Annotated in this window: 17 protein-coding genes; 6 read left to right on the forward strand and 11 right to left on the reverse strand. The window is 69.2% G+C overall.

The window, feature by feature from the left end; all coding sequences use genetic code 11:
* The 3 genes from tpiA (at position 1) to ppc (ending at position 3,948) form a co-directional block, all read left to right on the forward strand.
* Positions 1 to 786 carry a triose-phosphate isomerase gene (tpiA, locus tag FND50_RS17995; protein ID WP_144286563.1) on the forward strand — a complete coding sequence of 262 codons (786 nt, stop codon included), beginning with the start codon at positions 1 to 3 and terminating at the stop codon, positions 784 to 786.
* A gap of 125 nt (positions 787 to 911) precedes the next feature.
* Positions 912 to 1,145, forward strand: coding sequence for a preprotein translocase subunit SecG (gene secG, locus FND50_RS18000; RefSeq protein WP_005241788.1), 234 nt, complete (start codon positions 912 to 914; stop codon positions 1,143 to 1,145).
* A 46-nt stretch (positions 1,146 to 1,191) separates the two neighbouring features.
* Positions 1,192 to 3,948, forward strand: a complete 2,757-nt coding sequence (ppc, locus tag FND50_RS18005) for a phosphoenolpyruvate carboxylase (RefSeq protein ID WP_144286564.1) — start codon at positions 1,192 to 1,194, stop codon at positions 3,946 to 3,948.
* 318 nt (positions 3,949 to 4,266) lie between these two features.
* Here the strand turns inward: ppc and pgl are convergent, their stop codons facing one another.
* From pgl to tkt, 5 genes are read right to left on the reverse strand one after another with little or no spacing between them, the layout of a single operon-like run.
* Complete coding sequence (gene pgl / locus FND50_RS18010) at positions 4,267 to 5,010, reverse strand: 6-phosphogluconolactonase (RefSeq protein WP_144286565.1); 744 nt, start codon at positions 5,008 to 5,010, stop codon at positions 4,267 to 4,269.
* Positions 5,003 to 5,914: a glucose-6-phosphate dehydrogenase assembly protein OpcA gene (opcA, locus tag FND50_RS18015; RefSeq protein ID WP_016880333.1), complete on the reverse strand. Its 912-nt coding sequence runs from the start codon at positions 5,912 to 5,914 to the stop codon at positions 5,003 to 5,005. The genes pgl and opcA overlap by 8 nt, the downstream gene beginning before the upstream one ends.
* Positions 5,915 to 7,459 carry a glucose-6-phosphate dehydrogenase gene (gene zwf, locus FND50_RS18020; protein WP_144286566.1) on the reverse strand — a complete coding sequence of 515 codons (1,545 nt, stop codon included), beginning with the start codon at positions 7,457 to 7,459 and terminating at the stop codon, positions 5,915 to 5,917. It abuts the gene before it with no gap.
* Between the two features lie 3 nt (positions 7,460 to 7,462).
* Positions 7,463 to 8,587, reverse strand: coding sequence for a transaldolase (gene tal / locus FND50_RS18025; RefSeq protein WP_144286567.1), 1,125 nt, complete (start codon positions 8,585 to 8,587; stop codon positions 7,463 to 7,465).
* A gap of 6 nt (positions 8,588 to 8,593) precedes the next feature.
* Positions 8,594 to 10,702: a transketolase gene (gene tkt / locus FND50_RS18030; RefSeq protein ID WP_144286568.1), complete on the reverse strand. Its 2,109-nt coding sequence runs from the start codon at positions 10,700 to 10,702 to the stop codon at positions 8,594 to 8,596.
* Between the two features lie 216 nt (positions 10,703 to 10,918).
* Between tkt and FND50_RS18035 the strand changes: the two genes are divergently transcribed.
* Positions 10,919 to 11,902 carry a heme o synthase gene (locus FND50_RS18035; protein ID WP_005255013.1) on the forward strand — a complete coding sequence of 328 codons (984 nt, stop codon included), beginning with the start codon at positions 10,919 to 10,921 and terminating at the stop codon, positions 11,900 to 11,902.
* 59 nt (positions 11,903 to 11,961) lie between these two features.
* On the opposite strand, the gene FND50_RS18040 is transcribed toward FND50_RS18035, so the two are convergent.
* Positions 11,962 to 12,927, reverse strand: a complete 966-nt coding sequence (locus FND50_RS18040) for a quinone oxidoreductase (protein ID WP_144286569.1) — start codon at positions 12,925 to 12,927, stop codon at positions 11,962 to 11,964.
* Between the two features lie 80 nt (positions 12,928 to 13,007).
* Here FND50_RS18040 and FND50_RS18045 point away from each other — a divergent pair, with 80 nt between their 5' ends.
* Complete coding sequence (locus FND50_RS18045; RefSeq protein WP_025432536.1) at positions 13,008 to 13,373, forward strand: hypothetical protein; 366 nt, start codon at positions 13,008 to 13,010, stop codon at positions 13,371 to 13,373.
* Here FND50_RS18045 and FND50_RS18050 read toward each other — a convergent pair.
* From FND50_RS18050 to mptB, 5 genes are all read right to left on the reverse strand, one after another.
* Positions 13,370 to 14,332, reverse strand: coding sequence for a heme A synthase (locus tag FND50_RS18050; RefSeq protein ID WP_005241799.1), 963 nt, complete (start codon positions 14,330 to 14,332; stop codon positions 13,370 to 13,372). The genes FND50_RS18045 and FND50_RS18050 overlap by 4 nt on opposite strands.
* 69 nt (positions 14,333 to 14,401) lie before the next feature.
* Positions 14,402 to 15,847: a hypothetical protein gene (locus FND50_RS18055; RefSeq protein WP_144286570.1), complete on the reverse strand. Its 1,446-nt coding sequence runs from the start codon at positions 15,845 to 15,847 to the stop codon at positions 14,402 to 14,404.
* Entirely contained in the window at positions 15,844 to 16,644 is an 801-nt protein-coding gene (locus FND50_RS18060; RefSeq protein WP_007300659.1) for an ABC transporter permease, read from the reverse strand. The genes FND50_RS18055 and FND50_RS18060 overlap by 4 nt, the downstream gene beginning before the upstream one ends.
* The gene (locus FND50_RS18065) at positions 16,641 to 17,585 is read right to left on the reverse strand and encodes an ABC transporter ATP-binding protein (RefSeq protein WP_144286571.1); all 945 of its coding nucleotides are present in this window, start codon (positions 17,583 to 17,585) and stop codon (positions 16,641 to 16,643) included. The genes FND50_RS18060 and FND50_RS18065 overlap by 4 nt, the downstream gene beginning before the upstream one ends.
* 6 nt (positions 17,586 to 17,591) lie before the next feature.
* Entirely contained in the window at positions 17,592 to 19,376 is a 1,785-nt protein-coding gene (gene mptB, locus FND50_RS18070; RefSeq protein WP_144286572.1) for a polyprenol phosphomannose-dependent alpha 1,6 mannosyltransferase MptB, read from the reverse strand.
* 132 nt (positions 19,377 to 19,508) lie between these two features.
* Between mptB and FND50_RS18075 the strand changes: the two genes are divergently transcribed.
* Positions 19,509 to 20,258 (forward strand): helix-turn-helix transcriptional regulator, encoded by a 750-nt coding sequence (locus FND50_RS18075; RefSeq protein WP_397492069.1) that lies wholly within the window; start codon positions 19,509 to 19,511, stop codon positions 20,256 to 20,258.
* The last annotated feature ends 16 nt before the right edge of the window (positions 20,259 to 20,274 follow it).

Consider the following 20,274-nt stretch of genomic DNA (forward strand, 5'->3'; position numbering starts at 1 on the left):
ATGGCACGGAAGCCGCTGATCGCCGGCAACTGGAAGATGAATCTGAACCATCTCGAGGCCATCGCGCTGGTTCAGAAGATCGCCTTCTCGCTCCCGGCGAAGTACTTCGACAAGGTCGACGTGACGGTGATCCCGCCGTTCACCGACATCCGCAGCGTGCAGACCCTCGTCGAGGGCGACAAGCTCCTGCTCACCTACGGTGCGCAGGACGTGTCGGCCCACGATTCGGGTGCGTACACCGGCGAGATCAGCGGCTCCATGCTGGCCAAGCTGGGCTGCACGTTCGTCGTCGTCGGGCACTCGGAGCGCCGGACCCTGCACTGCGAGGACAACGACACCGTGCTGGCCAAGACCAAGGCCGCGCTGAAGAACGGGATCACCCCGATCGTCTGCATCGGTGAGGGTCTCGACGTCCGTGAGGCCGGCGAGCACGTGTCCTACAACGTCGAGCAGTTGCGGGGCTCGCTCGCCGGACTGTCCGCCGAGGACGTCGCCAAGGTCGTCATCGCGTACGAGCCGGTGTGGGCCATCGGAACCGGCCGCGTGGCCAGTGCCGCGGATGCGCAGGAAGTGTGCGCCGCGATCCGCGCCACGCTCGGTGAGCTCGCCTCGCCGGACGTCGCGTCCAGTGTCCGCGTTCTGTACGGCGGCAGCGTCAACGCCAAGAACGTCGGCGAGATCGTCGGTCAGACGGATGTGGACGGCGCCCTGGTAGGCGGCGCCTCGCTGAAGGCCGACGAGTTCGCCACGCTGTCGGCGATCGCCGCGGGCGGACCTCTGCCGTAAGGCGCCTTCGGCGCCCGTGCGCCTTTCCGGTAGCTGTAGGTACCGGAAAGGCGCACGGGCGCGGAGCGCCTGTAGGGTGTACGAGGTCGTTGTTGTTCCTACTGGATGGGTGGACGTAGACAGACATGGAACTGTTCCTGGATATCTTGCTGGTGGTCACCAGCTTGCTGCTGATTCTGCTGGTGCTGCTGCACCGCGGTAAGGGCGGCGGTCTGTCCAGCCTGTTCGGCGGCGGTGTCCAGTCGAGCCTGTCCGGTTCCACCGTGGTCGAGAAAAACCTCGACCGGCTCACCGTCTTCACCGGCCTGATCTGGTTGATCGCCATCATCGGCATCGGCCTGGAGATCAAGTTCGGCTGATCTGCTTCACCATGCAGACGGGCCGTCACCGGTCGATACTGGATGCATGATCGAAACCCCACGTGAGGCCACTGAACCACTCCGCGAAGACATTCGGCTTCTGGGCGGCATCCTCGGTCAGATAGTGCGGGAACAGGCCGGGGACGGCGTCTTCGACCTCGTCGAGAAGGCCAGGGTCGAATCGTTCCGGGTTCGTCGTTCCGAGATCGACCGCGCGGATCTGGCGGACATGTTCACCCAGGTCTCCACGAGCGACACCATTCCCGTCATCCGGGCCTTCAGCCACTTCGCCCTGCTGGCCAATCTTGCCGAGGACATCCACCGCGAACGCCGGCGTGCCGTCCACGTCGCCGCCGGTGAACCCGCCCCCGACAGCACCCTGACTGCCACGTTCGCCAAACTCGACGCCGCGCACCTCGACAGCGCCGTCGTCGCGGACGCGTTGCGCGGGGCGCTCGTGTCGCCGGTCATCACCGCCCATCCCACCGAGACCCGCCGCCGGACGGTGTTCGAAACCCAGTCCCGGATCACGGAACTGATGCGCTACCGCGAGCGCACCGCCCTGACCGAGACCGAGACGGCCGACGTCGACGTCCGGCTGCGGCGGCAGATCCTCACCCTCTGGCAGACCGCACTGATCCGGTTGTCGCGGTTGCGGATCCAGGACGAGATCGAGGTCGGGCTGCGGTACTACGACGCGGCACTGTTCGAGGTCGTCCCGAAGATCAACGCCGAACTGCGCACTGCCCTGCGGTCGCGGTGGCCGGACGCGGATCTGGGCGGGGAACCGATTCTGCGTCCCGGGTCGTGGATCGGCGGAGACCGCGACGGCAACCCCTACGTCACCGACGAGGTGGTCCGGCAGGCCACCACCCGTGCCGCGGCCACCGCCCTCGAGCATCACCTCGGCGAACTCGAGACGCTCGAGCGCGAACTGTCGATGTCGGCTCGCCTCGTCACCGTCACCCCCGGGCTCGACCTCCTGGCCGCGGCGTCGCAGGACGATTCCCCATTCCGCGCCGACGAACCCTACCGGCGCGCGGTGCGGGGCATCCGGGGGCGTCTCACGGCCACCGCGCACCGCATTCTCGGTGAGGCACCCGATCACGGGCTCGACCTCGGCCTCGCACCGTACGACACCCCGCGGCAGATGCTCGACGAACTCGACATCGTCGACGACTCCCTGCGGCGTGGTGGCGACGGCACCATCGCCGACGATGGGCTGGCGAGCCTGCGGGATTCGGTGGCGGTGTTCGGTTTCCACCTCTCCGGTCTCGACATGCGGCAGAACTCGGACGTGCACGAGACCGTCGTCGCCGAGCTGCTGGCGTGGGCGGGCGTGCACGCCGACTACCCGTCGCTGTCCGAGGACGAGCGGGTGGAGCTGCTGTCGGCGGAGCTGTCGACCCGGCGCCCACTGACCACCGCGAACGCGAAGTTCAGCGAGCTGACCGCGAAGGAGCTCGCCATTCTCCAGGCCGGCGCCGACGCGGTCCGGACACTCGGTGCGGGTGCCGTGCCCAATTACATCATCAGCATGTGCACCTCCGTCAGTGACATGCTCGAGGCCGCGGTGCTGCTGAAGGAGGTGGGCTTGCTCGACCCCGGATCAGGGGAGGCCCCGTCCTGTCCGGTGGGCATCGTGCCGCTGTTCGAGACGATCGAGGACCTGCAGCAGGGTGCCGCCACCCTCGAAGCCACCCTGGAGGTGCCGATCTACCGGGCGCTGGTGACCTCGCGCGGCGACTCCCAGGAAGTGATGCTCGGGTACTCCGACTCCAACAAGGACGGCGGCTACCTGGCGGCCAACTGGGCGCTGTACCGCGCCGAGCTGGATCTGGTGGACGCCGCACGCAAGACGGGAATCCGGTTGCGGCTCTTCCACGGTCGCGGCGGCACCGTGGGTCGCGGCGGCGGCCCCAGCTACGAGGCGATCCTGGCGCAACCGCCCGGCGCGGTGGCCGGCTCGCTGCGGATCACCGAACAGGGCGAGGTGATCGCCGCCAAGTACGCGGAACCCCGCCTCGCGCAACGCAATCTCGAAACGCTACTCGCCGCGACCCTCGAAGCCACCCTGCTCGACGTCGAGGGACTTGGCGACGACGCCGAACCGGCGTACCGCATCCTCGACGAGCTCGCTGCGCTGGCCCGCCGCGCCTACGGCGAATTGGTACACGAGACACCCGGATTCGTGGAGTACTTCGAGATGTCGACTCCGGTCGCGGAGATCGGGGCCCTCAACATCGGCAGCCGGCCCGCCTCACGGAAGCAGACCACGTCCATCTCCGACCTTCGGGCCATCCCGTGGGTGTTGTCGTGGAGTCAGTCCCGGGTCATGCTGCCCGGGTGGTACGGCACGGGTGCGGCGTTCGAGGAATGGACGCAGGGCGACCCCGAGAGGGTGGCCACGCTGTCCCGCCTGTACGCGAAGTGGCCGTTCTTCCGGACCGTGCTGTCCAACCTGGCCATGGTGATGTCGAAGTCCGACATGGGCCTCGCCGCCCGCTACGCGGAACTGGTTCCCGACGAGGAACTCCGCCGACGGGTGTTCGGCAAGATCGCCGAGGAACACGAGCGGACCATCCGGATGTACAAGGCGATCACCGGGAACGACACCCTGTTTGCCGACAACCCCGGCCTGGAGAGGTCGGTGCACAACCGGTTCCCGTACCTCGAGCCCCTCAACCACCTGCAGGTGGAACTGCTGCGCCGCTACCGGGCCGGGGACGACAGTGATCAGACGCGCCGCGGCATCCAGCTCACGATGAACGGGCTCGCGACCGCGCTGCGCAACAGCGGATAGCCGGACGGGTTCCCGCCCCCCGCGAGAAGTGCGTGAACTTTCTTGCGAGGCGCGGGAACCGAACCGTCCGTCGCTGCGTCAAAACGGGAAAGAGCACGAACGTTTCCGAGACGAATTGGGGCGACGGATGAGACGCTGCGCGGGCAACCCGGACTATTGGCGCGGGGGAATCGGACGGCGGGGTACGAGCACGGCGGGTCCGCGTCGAGCCGGTCGGATCGTCACCGAATGCCGGGTCACCCGGTCACCGGTCGAGCAGGACCCTCGGTCGCCCGCCGGGTTACCGGCGGACGACGAGGACCCCGTCGGATGAGAGCGTCAGTTCGGCAGCCGGGACGCGGCCGACGTGTCGAGCAGCCACCGGGTGGCCGACAGTCCGCGCGCCCCGGACGCCGGGATCTCGACGGGGGGAGCGCCCGCGATCGCGGCGGCCACGGCCTCGGCCTTCGCGTCACCCGACACGACGAGCCACACCTCGTCGGCGTGCCGGACGGCGGGCAGGGTCAGCGTGACCCGCACCGGCGGCGGCTTGGGGGAGTCCGTCACCGCGACGACGAACCGGTGCTCCTCGCGGACCGCGTCGGTGTCGGGGAACAGCGAATTGACGTGTCCCTCACCACCCATGCCGAGCAGGTGGACGTCGAACACCGGAACCTGCTTGCCGCCGGCATGCGCCCCGAGCACCTGCGCGTACGCGACGGCAGCCGCCTCCGGGTCGTTCTCGTAGATGCCGTCCGCGACGGGCATGGTGTGCACCCGGTCGGGGTCGACGTCGACGTGGTCGAGCAGCGCGGCCCGCGCCTGCACGTCGTTGCGTTCCGGGTCGCCGGCCGGCAGGAACCGCTCGTCACCCCAGAAGATGTCGATCGCACGCCAGTCGATGTCGCCCGGGTTCTGCCGGACCTTCTCGAGCAGGCCGATCCCGGTGCCGCCGCCGGTGAGGACCACCGCCGCCGTGCCGCGGTCTTTCTGGGCGGCGACGACGGTGTCGACGAACAGCTCCGCGGCCTTCGTCACCAGCGTGTCGGTGTCGGGGTGGACTTCTATGTGGATGTCACTCATACGTCACCTTCGTCAGCCCGGCGAGTGCGGTCTCGTAGACCTCGTCGGGGTCGAGTCTGCGTAGTTCTTCGGCCAGGCATTCGCTCGTTTCCCGCCTGCGGAGCGCGACCCGCGCATCAGGCTTGCCGGTGCGCGACAGCGTCGCCGTGGTGCCGGTCTGGGGGCGGCTGATGGTCAACGCACCACCGTCGGCGAAGTTGATCTCCACGAACAACGGGCCGACCCGCCGCGTGACGGGGACGTCGACGCGGCTCGCCAACCACCCCGCGATCATGTCGACGGCCGGCTCGTCCACCAGACCGGACACCACCGCCGACGTGATCGGCGAATGCGGCGGCTGGTCGACGGCCGAGGTCAGCAGCGCACGCCAGTAGGTGATGCGACTCCAGGCCAGATCCGAGTCACCGGACGAGTACGACGTGAGGCGGCTCTTGATTTCCGCCGCCGGATCCGCGCGATCGGTCGCGTCGGTGATCCGCCGGATCGCCAGCTTGCCCACCGGATCCTCGGCGGGGACCTCCGGGGCGGTCTCCGGCCACCACACGACGACGGGAGTGTCGGGAAGGAGGAACGGCACGACCACGCTGCTCTCGTGGTCGGCGAGTTCGCCGAACAGGCGGAGCACGACGACCTCCGACGCGCCGGCGTCGCCGCCCACGCGGATCTGCGCGTCCAGGCGGGGTTCCGCGTCACGGGACCCCCAGGCGACGACGATGACGCGGCACGGATGCTCCCGGCTCGCCTCGTTGGCGGCGTCGATGATGTCCTCCGAGTACTCACTGTCCCGGGTGCATACCACCAGTGTGAGCACTCGTCCCAGGGTCACCGCGCCGCCGGTCTTGCGCAGCTCCACCAGCTTCTTGTTGACCTGCCCGGTGGTGGTCGCGGGAATGTCGGTGATCATCTACGGCCTTCTCCATTCGCGACCGGTGCGGTGCATCATTTCGTCTGCCGACGGCGGGCCCCACGTGCCGGCCTCGTACGGTTCCGGCCTGCCGTCCGCAGCCCAGTGCGCGAGCACGGGGTCGAGGATCTCCCAGGACAGTTCCACTTCGGCGTTGACGGGGAACAGCGAGGGCTCACCGAGGAGCACGTCGAGGATGAGGCGCTCATACGCCTCGGGCGACGACTCCGTGAACGCCTGACCGTAGCTGAAGTCCATGTTGACGTCGCGGACTTCCATGCTCGATCCCGGGACCTTGGACCCGAACCGCATGGTCACACCCTCGTCCGGCTGCACCCGGATGACGAGGGCGTTCTGCCCCAGTTCCTCGGTCATCGTCTGATCGAACGGCAGGTGCGGTGCGCGCTTGAAGATCACGGCGATCTCGGTGACCCGACGGCCGAGTCTCTTTCCGGTGCGAAGGTAGAATGGCACCCCCGCCCAGCGGCGGGTGTCGACCTCGAGGGTGATGGCCGCGAACGTCTCCGTGGTGGAGTCCTTCGAGAACCCTTCCTCCTCCAGCAGGCCGACCACCCGGGTGCCGCCCTGCCAGCCGCCCGCGTACTGGCCGCGCGCGGTGGTCTCCTCGAGTGGCTGGGCGAGCCTGGTGGCGGAGAGCACCTTGATCTTCTCCGCCTGCAACTCGGACGGTTCGAAGCTGATCGGCTCCTCCATCGCGGTGAACGCGAGGAGTTGGAGCAGGTGGTTCTGGATGACGTCGCGCGCCGCCCCGATCCCGTCGTAATACCCGGCACGCCCACCGAGACCGATGTCCTCGGCCATGGTGATCTGGACGTGATCCACGTAGTGGGCGTTCCAGATCGGATCGAACAACTGGTTGGCGAAGCGCAACGCCAGGATGTTCTGAACCGTCTCCTTGCCGAGGTAGTGGTCGATCCGGAAGACGGTGTCCTCCGGGAAGACCTCGTTCACGACCGCGTTGAGCTCACGTGCGCTCCCGAGGTCGTGACCGAACGGCTTCTCGATGACCACCCGACGCCACTGTTGGTCGTTCGACTGCGCGAGACCGGCCTCGGACAGCTGCTTCAGGACCACCGGGAACGCGTCCGGCGGAATCGCGAGATAGAACCCGTGATTTCCGCCGGTCCCGCGTTCACGATCGAGCGTCCCGAGAGCGTTGGCGAGTTCCTGGAAGGCCGCCGGGTCGTCGAAGCTGCCCTTGACGAAACGCAGGCCCTCCGACAGTCGCTCCCAGACATCCTCCCGGAACGGTGTGCGGGAATGGTCGCGCACGGCATCGTGGACGATCTTGCCGAAGTCCTCGTCCGACCAATCCCTGCGGGCGAACCCGACGAGAGCGAACCCGGGCGGCAGAAGACCACGATTGGCCAGATCGTAGATGGCGGGCATCAACTTGCGTCGGGCCAGGTCGCCGGTGACACCGAAGATCACCAGCGCACACGGCCCGGCGATGCGTGGTAGGCGCTTGTCCCTACTGTCGCGGAGTGGATTGACCCATTCGTCTGACGCTGCGGGCTCGCTCACGTATCAGCTCTTCTGCCCTGCTGCGCGCAGCTGCTCCGCGGTGGCCTCCAGGAGCTCGTTCCAGGACACCTCGAACTTGTCGACGCCCTCGTCCTCGAGGACCTTGAACACGTCGGGCAGGTCGATGCCGACGGCGGTGAGCTGGTCGAACACCTCCTGCGACGCAACCGCGGTGCCGGACACCGTGTCGCCGTGGATGTCGCCGTGATCGGCGACGGCGTCGAGGGTCTTCTCGGGCATCGTGTTCACCGTGTTGGGTGCGACCAGTTCGGTGACGTACAGGGTGTCGGGGTAGTCGGGGTTCTTGACTCCCGTCGACGCCCAGAGCGCGCGCTGCGGGCGGGCACCGTCGGACAGCAGACCCTGGAACCGCGGCTGCACCTCGAAGACCTGCTGGTACGCCGCGTAGGCGAGGCGGGCGTTGGCGAGCGCCGCCTTGCCGCGCAGCCCGAGCGCCTCGGGGGTGCCGATCTTGTCGAGCCGCTTGTCGATCTCCGTGTCGACGCGGGAGACGAAGAACGAGGCCACCGAGTGGATGCGGGACAGGTCGTGACCGGCTGCCTTCGCGGCCTCGAGGCCGTCCAGGTAGGCGCCCATGACGAGTTCGTAGCGTTCCACGGAGAAGATCAGCGTGACGTTGACGCTGATGCCCTCACCGAGCACCTTGGCGATGGCCGGGATACCGGCCTCGGTGGCCGGGATCTTGATGAACAGGTTCGGGCGGTCGACGATCTTCCACAGTTCGACGGCCTGCGCGACGGTCTTGTCGGCGTCGTGCGCGAGGCGCGGGTCGACCTCGATGGACACCCGGCCGTCGACGCCGTGGCTCACCTCGAACTGCGGGGCGAGGACGTCGCACGCGGCGCGCACGTCGTCGGTGGTCACCGTGCGGATGGTGGCCTCGACGTCGGCACCGCGCTCGGCGAGCTCCCGGACCTGTGCGTCGTAGACGTGGCCCTTGCTGAGTGCGGCCTGAAAGATCGACGGGTTGGTGGTGACACCGACGACGGACTTGGTCGCGATGAGCTGGGCGAGGTTGCCGGACTCGATGCGGTCACGGGAGAGGTCGTCGAGCCACACCGACACGCCTGCTTCGGAGAGCTTCTGGAGGTTGGGGTTCTGAGTCATGGCGTTCTATCCCTTCACGCGTGCGAGTGAGCGCTGTGCGGCGGCGGTGACGGCTTCGGCGGTGAAGCCGAACTCGCGGAACAGGGTCTTGTAGTCGGCGGAGGCGCCGAAGTGCTCGATGGAGACGATTTCGCCTGCGTCGCCGACGAAGCGGTGCCAGGGCATGGCGATGCCGGCTTCGACGGAGACCCGCGCCTTGACCGTCGGGGGGAGGACGCCGTCGCGGTAGGCCTGGTCCTGGGCGTCGAACCATTCGACGCAGGGCATGGACACGACCCGGGTGGGGATGCCGTCGGCCTCGAGGGTTTCGCGGGCGGCGACGGCGAGCTGCAGCTCGGATCCGGTGCCGATGAGCACGACCTCCGGTGCGCCGGTGGAGGCGTCGGCGAGGATGTAGCCGCCGCGGGAGACGCCCTCGTAGCTGGTGCCCTCGAGGACGGGTAGGTCCTGGCGGGTCAGGGCGAGGCCGGCGGGAGCGCGGGTGGCGTCGTCGGCGCCCTTCTCGAGGACGGCGCGCCAGGCGTGGGCGGTCTCGTTGGCGTCGCCGGGTCGCACGACGTACAGGCCGGGGATCGCGCGCAGCGCGGCGAGGTGCTCGATCGGCTGGTGGGTGGGCCCGTCCTCGCCGAGTCCGATGGAGTCGTGCGTCCACACGTAGGTGACCGGGGTCTTCATGATCGCGGCGAGCCGCACGGCGGGACGCATGTAGTCGCTGAAGACGAGGAAGGTGCCGCCGTAGGGGCGGGTCGGTCCGTGCAGCGCGATGCCGTTGAGGATCGAGCCCATGGCGTGTTCGCGGACCCCGAAGTGCAGGGTGCGGCCGTAGGGCTGGGCGGTCCACATCCGGGTGGAGATGGTTTCGGGGCCGAAGGAGTCGGCGCCCGTGATGGTGGTGTTGTTGCTCTCGGCGAGGTCGGCGGAGCCGCCCCACAGTTCGGGGAGCACCGGTCCGACGGCGTTCAGGACGGCGGCGGACGCCTTGCGGGTGGCGATGCCCTTGGGATCGGGCTCCCAGGTGGGGAGCACGTCGGCCCAGCCGGCGGGAAGGTCGCGGCCGATCAGACGGTCGAGGAGCTTCTTGCCCTCGGGGGCGCGCTGCGTCCACTCGTCGTACCGGGCCTGCCAGTGCTTGTGTGCCTGGGCGCCGCGCTCGACGACCTTGCGGGTGTGGGCGATGACCTCGTCGGCGACCTCGAACGTCTTGTCCGGATCGAAGCCGAGCGCCTTCTTCACGGCCGCGACCTCGTCGGCACCGAGGGCGGCGCCGTGCGCCGCGCCGGTGTTCATCTTGGTCGGTGCGGGGTAGCCGATGATGGTGCGGAGCAGGATCAGCGACGGCTTGTCGGTGACCTCGCGGGCCTTGTTCAGGGCCTCTTCGATGGCGACGACGTTCTCGCCGCCCTCGACGATCTGCACGTGCCAGCCGTATGCCTCGTAGCGGGCGGCGGTGTCCTCGGACAGCGCGATGGCGGTGTCGTCCTCGATGGAGATCTTGTTGTCGTCGTAGATCAGGGTGAGGTTGCCGAGCTGCTGGACGCCGGCGATGGAGGAGGCCTCGGAGGTGACGCCTTCCTCGATGTCGCCGTCGGAGGCGATGACGTAGATGTGGTGGTCGAACGGGCTGTCGCCGAGGGCGGGCTCGGGGTCGAAGAGGCCGCGTTCGCGGCGGGCGGCCATGGCCATGCCCACGGCGGAGGCGAGGCCCTGACCGAGGGGCCCGGTGGTGATCTCGACACCGCGGGTGTGGCCGTGTTCGGGGTGGCCGGGGGTCTTCGAGCCCCAGGTGCGCAGCGCCTGCAGGTCGTCGAGTTCGAGACCGTAGCCGGCGAGGTACAGCTGGATGTAGAGGGTGAGGCTGGAGTGTCCGCAGGACAGCACGAACCGGTCGCGGCCGATCCAGTCGGCGTCGGTGGGGTCGTGGCGCATGACGCGCTGGAAGAGGGTGTAGGCGAGGGGGGCCAGGCTCATGGCCGTGCCGGGGTGGCCGTTACCGACCTTCTGCACCGCGTCCGCGGCGAGCACCCGGATGGTGTCGACGGCCTTGGTGTCCAGTTCGGTCCAGTCGGCGGGGTGAACCGGTTGCGTGAGGACGTGGATGTCGTCTGTGATCGACACGGGCAGAAGTCTCCTGACATGGGTGAACGTGGAGCCTGAGGATGCGTGGGCCTCTTGTGCGACTCCAGCCTAGTGTGCGGTCGTATCCGGGTCGATTCGGTTCGCGCATTACGGCGGTCTACCATCGTTTGTAGTAGACGGCCGGCCGTCGCGAAGGACTTCGGGAGCAGGCGCCGGCATTCGGATGTGGAATTACGCGTGGTGCGAGGAGAGAACGTGCGGACAGGGCATCAGCCGAGCGGACACGGCTTCGGCAGCCCCAGCCCCGCCCCCCGCGCGACCGACACCGGTACGGTGCTGGGTCGCGTCACGGGCAAGGTCCTGGCCTACATCGCATTGACCAAGCCGCGGGTGATCGAGCTGCTGCTGGTCGCCACCATCCCGGCAATGCTGCTGGCGGATCGCGGCAACGTCGACATCGCGCTGATCCTCAGCACGCTGTTCGGCGGATGGATGGGTGCGGCGAGCGCGAACTCGCTCAACTGCGTCGTCGACGCCGACATCGACAAGGTCATGAAGCGCACCGCTCGCAGGCCGCTGGCCCGCGACGCGGTGCCGACGTCGCACGCGTTCGTGTTCGGGATGACTCTTGGTGTCGCATCGTTCCTGTGGCTGTGGTGGCGGGCGAATTTGCTCGCCGGCTGCCTGGTCGTCCTGACCATCGCGTTCTACGTGCTCGTGTACACGATGGTGCTCAAGCGCCGGACCTGGCAGAACGTGGTCTGGGGCGGCGCCGCGGGCTGCATGCCCGTCATGGTCGGCTGGTCGGCGGTCACCGGGTCGCTGAGCTGGCAGCCCATCGTGCTGTTCCTGGTCATCTTCTTCTGGACGCCGCCGCACACGTGGGCCCTCGCCATGCGCTACAAGGAGGACTACAAGGCGGCCGGTGTCCCGATGCTGCCGGTGATCGCCACCGAGGAGCACGTCACCAAGCAGATCCTGCTGTACAGCTGGGCGATGGTGATCACGTCCCTCGTGCTCGTCCCCGCCGCGGGTGTCGTGTACGCCGTCGTGACGCTCGTCGCCGGTGCCTGGTTCCTGCTGATGGCCCATCAGCTGTACCGCAGCGTCCGCGGCGGAGCGGCCGTGAAACCGCTCCGCCTGTTCCTGCAGTCCAACAACTATCTGGCCATCGTCTTCGTCGGTCTCGCCGTCGACTCCGTGCTGGGACTGCAGACCGTCGGCAGCCTGCTGAGCTGATCCTCCGCGTCAGGGCCGGAGTCGACGCTCCGCGTCAGGGCCGGAGTCGACGCTCCGCGTCAGGGCACCAGCACGATCGATCCCGTCGTGGCACGCGCCTCCAGGTCGCGGTGCGCGTCCTCGGCCCGCTCGAGTGGGTACTCCGCGCCAACCCGGACCGTCAGCGAACCGTCGGCCAGGGCGGAGAACACGTCGCCCGCCCGCCACGTCAATTCCTCACGGTTGCGGATGTGGTGCGCGAGTGTGGGCCGGGTGAGGAACAGCGAACCGGCCGGGTTCAGCCGTTGCGGATCGAACGGCGGCACCGGGCCGCTCGCCGCGCCGAACAGCGCGACCGTCCCCCGGATCCGCACCGACGCGAGACTGGCCTCGAACGTGGACGCGCCGACACCGTCGTAGGCGGCTGCGACGCCCTCGCCGTCGGTCAGTTCTCGCACCCGGGCGGCGATGTCGTCGTCGTATCGCAGCACCTCGTGTGCGCCGGCGTCGCGGGACAATTGTTCCTTGGCGTCGGAGGACACGGTGGTGATCACCCGCGCGCCCAGCGTGGTCGCCATCTGGGTCAGCAGCAGGCCGACTCCGCCCGCTCCGGCGTGGACGAGGACGGTGTCGCCGGACTGGATCGGGTAGGTCGAGTGGGCCAGGTAGTGGGCCGTCATTCCCTGCAGCAGAGCGGAAGCGGCCTGCGGGGCGGGCACGGAGTCGGGGACGGCGATCGCGGCCGCCGCGGGGACGACCACCTTCTCGGCGTAACTGCCGGGGGCGGAGCACCAGGCCACCCGGTCGCCGGGAGCGATATCGGTCACGTCGCCGCCGACGGCCTCCACGACTCCGGAGCCCTCGTCTCCGGGGATGTAGGGCAGCGGCCGCGGATACAGCCCCGTCCGGAAGTAGGTGTCGATGAAGTTGATGCCGATCGCCTCGGTGCGAACCAGAAGATCCGTCGCTCCGATCCGGGGTTCGGGAACCTCCGCCGGTTCGAGGACGTCGGGACCACCGAGACGGGAAACCTGTATAGCGCGCATGGATTCAGTTCTACACGGCGAGTGCCGTCGTTCCGAGCCTGGCGGACACGACGCCACTACCGCCCAGTATTCTCGGGGTCATGAGTACCGACACCCACGCGGATCAGGCGCCCGCGAGCCCGGCGCCCTCGCTGCCGTCCCACACGGTCGACGCGATCAAGAAGTTCGTGGCCGAGCACGGCGGTTCCGCCAGTGCCGTCATCCAGCCGATCGGACTCGCCGGCGTCCGCATCACGCTGGTCGGAGCCGACGGCATCCTCGGTGACCAGGTGGTCGAGGATCTCGCCACCGCAAACGCCGTCGTCGCATCCTTCGACGACGTCACCGTCTCGGAATGGGACCGCGCGATCACCAGCATCGTCACGCCCCGCAAGGGTCACTTCCAGAAGATGGCCGGCTGGGTCGCGCGGCAGACACGTTTCCCGAAGGCGCGCAACGAGCGCTAGACGCTCGCGGTGTCCGGCTGCGTGACGTACTCGCGGGTGCGTCCCGCAGCCCACACCGCCGCGGTGGCCGCGGTGCACAGCCCGGCCCCCGCGACGTGGAATGCCACCAGGGCCGCGGGAACGTCCGTGAAGAACTGGACGAGTCCGATCAGGGCCTGCGCCACCACCAGCGCGAGCAGAACCTGCACGCGGATCTTCACCGCGCGGGTGGCGCCTACGGCGTAGAGGCCGAAGCACAGGCCGACCAGCAACGCCAGGTAGCCCACGAGCAGCTGGGCGTGCAGGTGCACGAGCGTGACGATCTCCACCTCGAGGCGGGGAACCACGCGGTCGAGACTCTTGTCTCCCGCGTGCGGTCCGGCGCCCGTGACCAGCGTTCCGGCGGCGAGCACCCCCGCCAGCGCGACACCCGACAGCGCGGTGAGCCACCGCAGCGGGGCGGGGATCACGTCGATTGCCGGTGCGTCGTCGGGTTCGCAGATCTTCGCGTACATCACGGTCGCCAGCCACACCATCGCCATGGACGCGAGCAGGTGTACCGCGACCGTCCACCACAGCAGTCCGGTGAGCACCGTGACACCGCCGATGACGGCCTGCACGACGGTGCCGAGGGGCATCATCCACGCGTAGACGAGGACCTCTTTACGGCGGCGGGCGCGGGTGACCGCGAGGACGATCAGGGCCGCGGCCACGACGACGACGAACGTGAGCAACCGGTTGCCGAATTCGACGGCCTGGTGGATGACGGCGACCTCGCCGTGCCCGACCGGCACGAAGCTGCCGGGGAAGCACTGCGGCCAGGTGGGGCAGCCGAGGCCGGACGCGGTCACCCGCACGACGGCTCCGGTGACGGCGATTCCGCCCTGCGTGAGGATCACCGCGAATGCGATGACACGCTGCACGGTCAGCGACGGAAGGGGGAGACGGTCTACCAGGCTCAGAAACCCGCGATACAGCACGACGTCGATGGTAGAGGGCCGTCAACTACAGCGTGTCGTTGGGCTGGTGGCGGCACGCTCGACTCCGTGCTAGTCGCCGCGAATCCGCAGGACGCCGGTCACCGTACCTTGCCAGAAGTCGCCGGTGGCGGTGACGAGTCCGGACATCTGGAGGGTGTCGTTGACCGCGGTGCCGGGGAGTGGGCTGGTGTGCTCGACCGAGCCGTCCGCCGGATCGATCACCGCGAACGAGAAGCCGTCGAGGGGTGTCGTGACGTCGAATCCTTGACGGATCACGGTGTACAGTAGCCCGTCACCGGTCGAGAGGTGGGGCACCGCCGCGCTGCGAACGTCGTTGCTCCACACCTGGTGGCAGCCGATCGGGTCGATGTCGACACGGGTCATGCCGCCGGTAAAGGGGGCGTTCGTCGGAACCGCCGGTCCCGCGCCGTCCGGGACGGCGGGATACGGGTAGCCGTACGTCCCGGCGACGTACACCGAATTGGCGATGCCGATCGGCGAGTTCTCGCTGCCGCCCGGGTTGCCGAGCACGGGGAGGGTGCAGATCTCGTCACCGGAATCGGCGCGGAAGACCCGAAGACTCACCTGCGGGTCGGCGTTGTCGACGATCGCGACGAAATCGCTGCCGGTCGACGGCCCGAAGTAGGTGGGGGTGGAGCCGGTGCCGCGGCTGAGTTGCCCCGGCTTGCGGTCCGGACCGCGGTCGTAGTCCCGCCGCCAGTCCACACGCACCGCGCCGTCGCGGAGCGTGAACTGGTACAGGGCGTGCGTCGTCGCGACCGCGGTGCCGGAGGGCGAGGTGGAGATGCTGTTCTGGACCTGTTCGCCCGCGGCCAGCGGCAGGCTGTGCGCGATGCCGGCGCGATCCACGGCCCCGACGACGCCGCCGCCCGTCGCGAACCAGACGTTGCCCTGCCAGTCCGGCGTCAGCCCCGTCACGTTGTCGCCCGGCGGAACACTGGCGGACAGGTCGACGCGCGAGTCGACGGTGATCCGCCAGCGGCCGTCGGGGTCCCGCGAATGCCCGAGGCGCAGTAGCTGACGGTTGCCGTCCACCGCGACCAGTCTGTTGTCGTTGTCGAGGAACGCGTACACGCCGCCGAGGAGGCTGCCCTTCGCCAGTGCGAACGTGGCGAGCGAGGCGCCGAACGGGGCCGCGGGGGCGGCGGGGTCGATCAGGTGCACCGTCGGGACCTGGCCGGCCACGGACGTGCACAAGGCGACGACGAGCCGGTCGGTACCCTGCAGGAGGGTCGGGCACGCCGACACCAACGGGTACGCGGACAGGGTGAGCGGGCCGGTGCCGGGACCGGGCAGCGGAGTGACGTCGGTGGACCCGGCGTCGCCGTGCATCGTGGACGTGCCTGCGGGTCCGAGGAACGGGTTCGGCGCGGCGGGTGGTCCCCACTGCGGTGCGGCGCCCGCGGGCAGGGTGCCGCAGCCGAGGACGGCGAGCAGGACTGCCAGAACGGTGCCGACGGTGTGGGCGCGGCGGGCTGCGGGTCGACGGCTCACGTGAATCGGAACGTCCGGGACGCCAGGGCTCCCGCGGCCGCACCCCAGACGACGAGGACCACGACGCTGAGCAGGTCCACCGATCCCGACAGTGCGGCGTCGAGCGCGTGCGCGAGCGCACCGGACGGAATCAGCCGGGCCCCGGTGTGCAGGAGCCAGGGCAGGTCGCCGGTGGCGAACACCACGCTGCCGACGCCGACCATGACGAACCACAGGATGTTGGCCAGCGCGAGGACGATGTCGGCGCGGAGGGTGCCGCCGAGCAGCAGTCCCATCGCCGCGAACGTCACGGTACCCAGGGCGATGATCACGGCGCCGAGGACGAGTCCCCACGCACTCGGACGCCAGCCGAGCGCCAGTCCGATGGAACCGAGGAGCACCGATTGCAGGGCGACGACGATGACCACCGCGGCGCTCTTTCCGGCGATGATTCCCCACGTCGGCAGGGGAGTGGCGCCGAGCCGCTTGAGGGCCCCGTACCGGCGGTCGAAACCGACCGCGATGGCCTGGCCGGTGAACGCGGTGGACATCACCGCCACCATCATGACGGCGGGCACAACCTTGTCGACTCGCGACGTTCCGAGATCGCCGATGGGCAGCAGGCACAGGCCGATCAGCAGCGTGATCGGGATGAACATGGTCAACAGCAGCTGTTCGCCGTTGCGCAGGAGCAGTTTGAGTTCGAGCGCGGTCTGCGCCCGCAACATGACCGCCGCGCCGCTCGGGCGGGGATCGGGTGCGAACGTGCCCGGGGCGAACCGATTCTCCGTCAGACGGTCACTGGTGCTCATCGTCATCCCCTCAGTTCCCGGCCGGTGAGTTCGAGGAACACGTCCTCGAGGCTGCGCTGGTCGACGCGGATGTCGCTGATCAGGGCGTCCAGATCGGCGCACCACGACGCGACCGACGCCACCACCTTCGGATCGATCGGCCCTTCGACGAGATAGGTGCCCGGTCCGGATTCGGCCACCCGGAAACCGTCGGGGAGGGCTCTCGCGAGGGGTGCGGTGTCCAGACCGGCGGGCGCGCTGAGCCGCAACTGGCCTTCGGCGCCGCGGCTGGTGACCTCCGCTGGCGTACCCGCGGCGACGATCGACCCGTGGTCGATGATGACGAGTCGGTCCGCGAGTTCCTCGGCCTCGTCCATCAGGTGCGTCGTCAGCAGCACACTGACGCCGTCGCGGCGCAGGGCGTCGATCAGTTCCCACACCAGCAGGCGGGCCTGGGCGTCGAGTCCGGCGGTGGGTTCGTCGAGGAAGACCAGTTCCGGCCGGCCGACCAGCGCGCAGGCCAGGGACAGGCGCTGCTGTTGCCCGCCCGACAGCCTGCGGTAGGGGGTGCGACGGGAATCCTCGAGTCCGAGGCTGCGCAGCAACCAGTCGGGGTCGAGGGGGTCGGCCGAATAGGCCGCGACGAGGTCGAGCATCTCACCGGCGCGGGAACCGGGGTAGGCGCCGCCGCCCTGCAGCATCACGCCGATCCGGGCCCGGACGGCGCCGGCATCCGCGACGGGGTCGAGTCCGAGGACGCGGACGGTGCCGCTGTCCGGGCGGACGAAGCCCTCGCACATTTCGACGGTGGTGGTCTTACCCGCACCGTTGGGGCCGAGCAACGCGACCACCTGTGCCGGTTCGACGGTGAGATCGAGTCCGTCGACGGCCCTCACACCGTCGAAGGTCTTCACCACGCCTTCCAGGCGTACAGCAGGTTGCGCCGATCCGGGCGTTCGCGAGGTCACGGGGAATCAGCGTAAGCCTTGGCCTGGTGTGACCCGGCCGGTGCCCCGGCTTTCCGCGTCGGCGTCGTCCCGGGGCGGATCCTGGAGGTCCGGCACGGTCGGCTGCTGCTCCGAACCGACCCGCCAGGGCAGCTGGTTGCGGGTGATCACGATCAGCGTTCCGGCCGTGAAGATGGTGGCGATGGCGGCCTGCACGATGACGAAGGGCTGGTACTCGCCGCCGTTCGGCATCAGGATGACGCTGACGATGGACGAGAAGACGATGGCGGGGACGCGGAAGGCGGGTGCTGTGGCCCACGCCGCGAGCGGCAGGACCGCCCACAGCAGATACCAGGGCTGCACCACGGGGAAGAGGAGGACGACCGCGCCGAGGGACAGCCCCAGCGCGCCGACCGCGTGGATGCGGCCGACGAGCGTGGCGACGAGCATCCGCAGTGTGATGAACGCCGCAGCGACGGCCGCGATCGGCCGGGTCAGGCTCAGCACCGCCGTCGTGTGGTCGCCGAGGCCCAGGAGAACCCCGGCCAGTCCGGTGCCCAGTCCGAGGAGCGTGGGGATGGACATCCAGCTGCGGACCGCGTTCGCGGTGCCGAGGGTGTGTACCCAGCCGATGCCGAGTCCGCTGGACGTACTGATGACGAGGGTGACCGCCAGGGCCACCCCGCCGAGCAGGGCGGCCGCCGTGAGCACGGCCTTCGGGGTTCCGCCCCACCTCCGGGCCAGCGCCATTCCGACGAACCCCAGTGCGAGGAGGGAGGGGATCTTGATCGTCGACGACAGGGCGATGAGCGCCGCCCCCGACAGCAACAGGAGCAGGGACTGCCCGCGGATCGGCTCCGACCGTTCGACGGCCCGCAGCGCCAGCTCGATCCCGGCCAGCATGAGGCCGAGCATGAGCGCCTCGTTGTGAATCCCCGCGACCAGGTGGAACAGCAGCAGGGGGTTGGCGGCGCCCAGCCAGAGGGCGCTGACCTCGGCGACGCCGCAGCGTCGCGCCAGCCGGGGGAGCGCCCACACGATCATGGCCACACCGGCGAGGGCCAGCAGCCGGTGCAGGAAGATCCCCGCGACGATGTTCTCGCCGGTCAGCCAGCTGATTCCGCGCCCCATCCAGAGGAACAGCGGACCGTACGGTGCCGGCGTGTCGCGCCAGATCGTCGGCACGGTCCGGGTCAGGACGTGATCGACGCCGAGCGCACCCGCGGGACCGATGGCGTAGGGATCGAGCCCGCGGGCCGCGATCTCGCTCTGCGCGAGGTATGAGTACACGTCCTTGCTGAACATCGGCGGCGCGACCGACAGCGGGATGATCCACAGCAGCAGGGTGCGGTCGAGCTGGGAGCGGTTGAGGCGACGCACCGCCCCCGACTGCAGACTGCCGATCGCGAACCGTCCGAGGAGGAGCCACGCGAGCACGATCATGACGGTGCCGGTCATGGTCAGCGTCAACGCCACACTGGGGATCCGGGCGGGCAGACCGATGACGCGAAGACCCTGGACAGGGTTCTGCAGTACCGGCTGGGCGCCTGCGCCCAGCGCACCCACCGCCATCAGGACGGCTCCGGTCGCACCGAACCGGCGGATCCCGCGGAGCTGCGCGGTCTCCTGCTCGTTCAGGCCCGCGGTTTCCGGCTCGTCGCCGTGCAGCGCGGCCGCCACCGAGGGTCGCGGGGAGCGGCCGTCGATGCCCAGCGCCCGCCGGGCGAGCTCGGCCGGATGTCGAAGGGCGGCGCGAGCCGTGAAGGTCGGCTCCGCGCGGGTCGGCTCCGGGTTCTCGGGGGTCTGCGGCACACAGGCAGCGTAGCGGTGCGCCGAACACAGCCGGTTCGGCCAGTATTCCCGGGCCCGAGCCGCACATAATCACAGGTGTAAGGCAGGGCACCCTTAGTAGACCTGCGATCCGAATTCCGTCACACTGGTGTTGTGAAAACGGAAACGACACCACGTGCAACGAAGGAAAGCGCAGTTCACGCGCCTTCCTCGGCGGCGCCTGTCGAAACCGCGTCACCCGTCGCCGTCGGCCACGAAGGCCACACCCGAGCTGCCGTCGTGAAGCTCCTCCTCGAGGAGGGGCCGATCACCGCGTCGGAAATCGGAACCCGCCTCGGTCTGAGTGCCGCCGGTGTCCGTCGTCACCTCGACGCGCTCCTGGACTCCGGCGAGGCGCGCGAGGCGTCCTCCGTCGCCGTGCGTCACCGCGGACGGGGACGACCCGCCAAATACTTCCAGATCACCGCCAAGGGCCGCGGCCGGCTCGGCCACGCGTACGACGACCTCGCCGGCGCGGCGATGCGTCAACTGCGGGAGGTCGGGGGAGACGCCGCGATCACCGATTTCGCTCGTCGCCGAGTCCAGGCGATCGTCGGAAACGTGACCCCGGCAGCCGATCACAGCGCCGAGGGCCTCGAAACCACCGCCGACGCCATCGCCGACGCGTTCACCACCGCAGGATTCGCGGCATCGACGCGCCCGGTCGGCAACGGCGTCCAGATCTGCCAGCACCACTGCCCGGTCTCGCACGTGGCCGAGGAGTTCCCGGAACTGTGCGAAGCCGAGCAGGAAGCGTTTGCCCAACTTCTCGGCACCCACGTCCAGCGGCTCGCGACCATCGCGAACGGTGACTGCGCATGCACCACTCACGTTCCACTCGTCCCGCCGTCCGGTCCCGAATAACAACGCTTTCCCGATA

It is taken from the genome of Rhodococcus sp. WB9 (assembly GCF_007558985.1).
GTDB lineage: Bacteria > Actinomycetota > Actinomycetes > Mycobacteriales > Mycobacteriaceae > Rhodococcus_F > Rhodococcus_F opacus.

Coding starts and splice junctions, on each gene's coding strand:
- tal (WP_144286567.1), bottom strand. CDS start 8,587: ATGACTCAGAACCCCAACCTCCAGAAGCTCTCCGAAGCAGGCGTGTCG.
- secG (WP_005241788.1), top strand. CDS start 912: ATGGAACTGTTCCTGGATATCTTGCTGGTGGTCACCAGCTTGCTGCTG.
- FND50_RS18060 (WP_007300659.1), bottom strand. CDS start 16,644: ATGACGATGAGCACCAGTGACCGTCTGACGGAGAATCGGTTCGCCCCG.
- ppc (WP_144286564.1), top strand. CDS start 1,192: ATGATCGAAACCCCACGTGAGGCCACTGAACCACTCCGCGAAGACATT.
- pgl (WP_144286565.1), bottom strand. CDS start 5,010: ATGAGTGACATCCACATAGAAGTCCACCCCGACACCGACACGCTGGTG.
- FND50_RS18045 (WP_025432536.1), top strand. CDS start 13,008: ATGAGTACCGACACCCACGCGGATCAGGCGCCCGCGAGCCCGGCGCCC.
- tpiA (WP_144286563.1), top strand. CDS start 1: ATGGCACGGAAGCCGCTGATCGCCGGCAACTGGAAGATGAATCTGAAC.
- FND50_RS18040 (WP_144286569.1), bottom strand. CDS start 12,927: ATGCGCGCTATACAGGTTTCCCGTCTCGGTGGTCCCGACGTCCTCGAA.
- opcA (WP_016880333.1), bottom strand. CDS start 5,914: ATGATCACCGACATTCCCGCGACCACCACCGGGCAGGTCAACAAGAAG.